The sequence below is a fragment of the Salinivibrio socompensis S35 genome, assembly GCF_000513715.1.
GTDB lineage: Bacteria > Pseudomonadota > Gammaproteobacteria > Enterobacterales > Vibrionaceae > Salinivibrio > Salinivibrio socompensis.
This window is the reverse complement of sequence record NZ_AQOD01000155.1, coordinates 1-5,291: the sequence shown is the minus strand read 5'-3', so window position 1 is coordinate 5,291 and position 5,291 is coordinate 1. Positions and strand designations below refer to the sequence as shown.

At 50.3% G+C, this 5,291-nt stretch carries 4 protein-coding genes and 2 pseudogenes; 1 reads left to right on the top strand and 5 read right to left on the bottom strand.

Going from position 1 to position 5,291, the window contains the following annotated elements; translation table 11 throughout:
* The 5 genes and pseudogenes from parE to nudF form a co-directional block, all read right to left on the bottom strand.
* Positions 1 to 1,854: pseudogene (gene parE / locus DZ54_RS22330) on the bottom strand (DNA topoisomerase IV subunit B); the annotation flags it as partial.
* Positions 1,835 to 2,602, bottom strand: a complete 768-nt coding sequence (gene yqiA, locus DZ54_RS22325) for an esterase YqiA (protein WP_338057075.1) — start codon at positions 2,600 to 2,602, stop codon at positions 1,835 to 1,837. The gene yqiA and the pseudogene parE, both read right to left, overlap by 20 nt.
* Positions 2,603 to 2,607: 5 nt before the next feature.
* On the bottom strand, positions 2,608 to 3,432 hold the full coding sequence (gene cpdA, locus DZ54_RS0115145) for a 3',5'-cyclic-AMP phosphodiesterase (protein ID WP_025674975.1): 825 nt from the start codon (positions 3,430 to 3,432) through the stop codon (positions 2,608 to 2,610).
* 22 nt (positions 3,433 to 3,454) lie between these two features.
* Positions 3,455 to 3,901, bottom strand: a complete 447-nt coding sequence (locus DZ54_RS0115140) for a DUF1249 family protein (RefSeq protein ID WP_025674974.1) — start codon at positions 3,899 to 3,901, stop codon at positions 3,455 to 3,457.
* Between the two features lie 118 nt (positions 3,902 to 4,019).
* Positions 4,020 to 4,646: pseudogene (gene nudF / locus DZ54_RS22320) on the bottom strand (ADP-ribose diphosphatase).
* A gap of 233 nt (positions 4,647 to 4,879) precedes the next feature.
* Here nudF and DZ54_RS22315 point away from each other — a divergent pair.
* On the top strand, positions 4,880 to 5,291 hold a 412-nt coding region (locus DZ54_RS22315; RefSeq protein WP_037354809.1), incomplete at its 3' end, for a TolC family protein.

Genomic DNA, 5,291 nt, shown 5'->3' with positions numbered 1-5,291 from the left:
CTGCAGCCAATGCCGACGATCTTCCGCGCGCTTTTACCCAGTAACATATCCATTAGCTGCTGCGTTTGCTCATCGTCATCGACAGTGAGCTGGACAAGACGGCGCGTGTTGGGTCCATGGTCGTCTCGCGCAGCTGTAAGGGGTTCATTTCCCCCAACCCTTTAAAGCGTTGCACATTGAGCTTGCCGCGTTTATTACTTAAACGCTCTAAGATCCCTGCCTTTTCATCCTCATCCAGGGCATAAAAGACCTCTTTCCCGCAATCAATCCGATACAAAGGCGGCATTGCAACATAGACATGTCCGGAGAAGACTAACGATCTGAAATGTTGCATAAATAACGCGCACAGCAAAGTCGCAATATGTAGACCGTCTGAATCCGCATCCGCTAATATGCAAATTTTATCGTAGCGAAGGCTGGATAAGTCCTCCGAGTCGGGGTCGATCCCCAGCGCCACAGAAATATCGTGCACTTCTTGCGAGGCCAGCACTTGGTCCGCAGAGACTTCCCACGTATTAAGAATTTTACCACGGAGCGGCATCACTGCTTGAAACTCGCGATCTCGCGCTTGTTTGGCGGATCCGCCCGCAGAATCCCCCTCGACCAAAAATAGCTCGGTACGACTGGAATCTTGCATCGCACAGTCTGTCAACTTACCGGGCAACGCAGGGCCAGACGCTACTTTTTTACGCACCACTTTTTTCGCGGCACGCATCCGACGATGGGCACTCGCGATACAAACTTCTGCCAAGCGCTCGGCCAAGTGCGGTCGTTCATTAAGCCAAAGGCTAAACGCATCTTTGACCACTCCAGAGACAAAAGCAGCACATTGGCGCGATGACAAGCGCTCTTTAGTTTGGCCAGCAAATTGCGGATCTTGGATTTTCACCGATAACACATAAGCACAACGTTCCCAAATATCATCCGCCGTCAGTTTGACGCCACGTGGTAAGAGGTTACGGAATTCACAAAATTCGCGCGTCGCTTCAAGCATGCCTTGGCGCAAGCCATTAACGTGGGTACCGCCCTGTGCGGTTGGAATCAAGTTCACATAGCTTTCAGTGGTCAGCTCTCCCCCTTCTGGGAGCCAAATCACCGCCCAATCAGCCGCTTCACTTTGGCCACGAAACTCACCGACAAACGGTGACTCGGGGAGACATTCAAACCCTTTAACGCTATCAGCGAGGTAATCTTTCAATCCATCTTGATAGCACCAAGTGATCGTCTCATTGGTGTTTTTATCCGTCAGGTTCACTGTCAAGCCCGGGCACAACACGGCCTTGGCTTTTAAAATGGTTTTCAAACGCGTGAGGGAAAATTTATCAGAATCAAAAAACTGGCTATCGGGCCAGAAATGAACGCGCGTACCTCGATTGCGACGACCACATGTCCCCGTGACGGTCAAATCTTGCACTTTGTCGCCATTTTCAAACGCAATGTCATAGATCTGACCCTCACGTTTAACGCTGACCTCAACCCGGTGAGACAGGGCATTGACCACAGAGATCCCGACCCCATGCAGCCCTCCACTGAACTGGTAGCTTTTGTTAGAAAACTTCCCCCAGCGTGCAGTTTGCATAAGATCAGCTCGACCCCAGAGACGCCCTCTTCTGGATGAATATCAACAGGCATGCCCCGCCCATCGTCGATCACTTCTAATGATTGGTCGGCATGGAGAATGACATCGATTTTACTGGCGTGACCGGCCAGCGCTTCATCCACACTGTTGTCGATCACTTCTTGCCCTAAATGGTTCGGGCGGCTGGTATCGGTGTACATACCTGGGCGTCGGCGCACTGGCTCGAGCCCATTGAGGACTTCTATCGATCCTGCGTTATAGTTTTGTTCTGTCATAATCGATTAGCTTAATAAATGTGATGACATGGTCAGCAAGGGGGATCCGCTTGTCAAGCGCGGCCCCAGATTGCCACGAGTTTCTGTGAACTGCCATCCGTGATGATTGTCGACGTAGGCATCCGCTTGGCAAAAGCTTTTTGGCGGATAAGCATTGGCATGGCGGCGAATTATACGCCGAGAAATTGAAGTATCTCCGCACAGTAGCGCTCAAAGCCAACAAAGCTATGATCGCCATTGGCTCAACGGTTTGTTTGCTCGCGCTAAATTTATCAACCGCTTGACGATAGTCCAGCACTTCATCGCCCATCTGTTGTAACAACCAAATGCGAGCCGGCTCAGACAGTGAGGGCACATCCAGCTCACGCAGTGCACCAATATCAGCGGCATCTAGGCAGTAGCGCTCTTGGGTATAGGGGTTAACCTGTTCACCGATATAGTCTTGTAGTAGTTCATAAGGACGAACTGCTGGGTTTACCAAGACGGCAGGCAGCTGATAGCGTTCACTTAACCACGTGGCGAGAAAACCGCCTAGAGAACTCCCGACTAAACCTAACTGATGGGTCGCACCATAAGTATCGACCAATTCAGTAAGCAGATGAATGGTCGGCGCTGGGTGGCTTGGCAATTGCGGTACTAACACCTCAATGTCAGGTCGGTGTCGATGACAGTACTCACGCATTTGCCTCGCTTTCAATGAGTCAGGCGAGCTATTAAAGCCATGTAAGTAAAGTAACGCTGATGCCATCGTCATTAATACCCGCTCGAGTCAAAGTCGGGGTGGAAATAACGCCCAGTGACACGTTCGACTTGGGTGTCAATGTGTCCATCCGAATAAAGTGTTAGCCAGCGCCAGCCCGGGTTTTGATTATCGAGGGCAAAGTCATGCGAGTCGGGCATAAACTGGATGCAGGTTGAAGGCGCCGCCATGACCCGCGCACCTTGGTGACGAACATCTAACGCCTGATGTATATGGCCACATACCACCACTTTGGCTTGAGGATGACGTGCCATAATCTGCCAAAACGCCTCTCGGTTAACCAATTTGTGCTGATCAAGCCAGGTGCTTCCTGCCTCTAGAGGATGATGATGCAATAGCACCACCGCATGCCGTTCTGGGTAGGCACTTAAATCTGTGTCCAAACGTTTGAGTTGTTCTTGAGACAGTTCGCCATGCGGCACACCCGCCACTTGGCTATCGAGCAAAATCATTTGCCAATGCTCACCTAACAGGACCTGCGAACAGGCCATCAAAGTATTCGATTGCAGCACCGCGCGCATTTCTGGCTGAAAGTCATGATTGCCTGGCAGCCAAAAACAAGGCTGCTCCCAGCGCTGAATCCCCTCAACAAAGCGGCGATACGACAATGCCGAGTGATCTTGCGACAAGTCTCCTGTTGCCATAATGGCATCAAAGGTCTTCGATGTCGCACTGATCGCTTCTAACACGGCGTGATAGCTTTGAAGTGTATTGATACCCAGCAAACTGCCCTGCTCATCCGCGAACAGGTGCGTGTCGGTAATTTGCAAGAGACGAATGCAATCGCCGTGGGCGTTATCTATCTGACAAGGCTGCAACGTTGAAAGTACCTTTGCTGGTTTAGTTTAACGATGATTTATACATAGGATTAGATGCGCTGATACCGCGACGCAGGCAATGGCCAAGCCAATCCGATAAAAATGCATTCACCTGGTGCTTTTCATCGCGCTGATGCATGCGCGGATTCGGGTAATCATAACGTGGTTTCAAACGCGAAATCTGCTGCGCGGTACACACTTCCGCCACGCGTGCATCGTGATACAAGCGTACCGTCAGGTTAGCACGTAAATAAGCCGGTGCATCCCCTAGACTCAACTGTGCGATATCAAGCAAGGTGGTATAACGTGTCGACTCGCGGACCACCAGCGCATATTCCTGACCATGAATATCGTATCGGCACACGTCTCCTACCTCGTCCGGCTGCGGCATCAGACGGACAAGCTTAGCGTAATTGGTTTCATAAAGGCGCATCATCGCCGATAAGTCGACACGATAATTGGTTTTCACGGTTACCTACTTGTTGTTCGAGTCTGCGCAATAATCACAATGGCAGTTATCGATTTTAACGATCATCGTCTTGACAGCTCATTGCTTTTGCAAAAATCCTGTTTAACGATTTTCGCTCTTAACGGTTACAGCTCTGACGTAATCTCGCTGCATTGAGTTCCAACCATTGTAGAGCGATGATTGAGGCAGCGTTTTCAATTTCACCATCAACCACCTTTGATACGCCTGCTCTCGGGAAAAACGATGAACAAGAATGTCTTCATTCTCACTGTCTAAGCCATGGATACCTTCGGCGTCACTGGCATCAACAATCGCGATAAAAACATCTAGCTGCTCAGAGCACCCACCGGAGCTGGATAAGTAACGGGTGACATGCTCCATTTGGTGTAACAACAACCCTGCTTCTTCTCGGGCTTCACGATGTGCCACTTGCTCGGGCGATTCGTCGCTATCTATCATGCCCGCCACAATTTCTAATTGCCACGGCGTCGCGCCTGCTGCCATTGCCCCGACGCGGACTTGCTCGAGCATCACAACCTCATCCCGTACTGGGTCATAAGGTAGAACCGCGACCGCGTGACCCCGCTCAAACAATTCACGTACCACAGTACGGCTCCAACCACCTTCAAATAGGCGATGAACGAAACTGATAGCAGTTGAATAAGAAAGAAGCTTGGTAAAGCGGTGAGATATCTTCAATGACGATATCATCGCGACCAAATTGTCCAGGCGGATGATCTGACATGCTAGCTCCTTCTGATTGGCTGTCGCGAGGCAGTGTTATCACTGGCCTAGATCAACTGCAAACCTTAAACTTAACTTTTTTGATAAAAGTTACAACTATTTTTAAGTCCCATTTGCAAATTGGATAGTTTACACTCAATGTCCTCACAAATTGTCAGTTTCACGCAAGCATAATTGCGTTAAGCTAGTGACTGTTATATTTTACCAAACAGCACAGGTTCAGGGATTCTATCTATGAAAAAATTGCTCCCTCTAGCGTTAGGCTTGGCACTGGGCAGCGTAAGCAGTGCCGCCCTTGCCGATGATCTCGCCCAAATTTACCAACAAGCGAAGCAAAGCGATCCCACGCTTAATCAAGCGGCCGCCGAGCGCGATGCTGCGTTTTCCGCCGTGGACGCCACCCGCGGAACCTTGTTGCCACAGATTGGCTTAAATGCGGGCTATTCGATCACACGTAATGACAGCAACGATCAGCGTGATATGAACACCACTTCCGCCGATATCAGCTTAAGTCAGCAAGTGTTCAAGCGTGATAGCTGGATCAACCTTGATATTAGCGAAATGCAAGCGCGTCAACTTGATGCTGCCTACGCCGCCCAGCAACAAGGGCTGATGCTACGCGTGGCGCAGGCCTATTTGATGTTCT

Excerpts from the sequence above, each read along its gene's own strand:
- yqiA (WP_338057075.1), bottom strand. The coding sequence starts at position 2,602 with ATGGCATCAGCGTTACTTTACTTACATGGCTTTAATAGCTCGCCTGAC.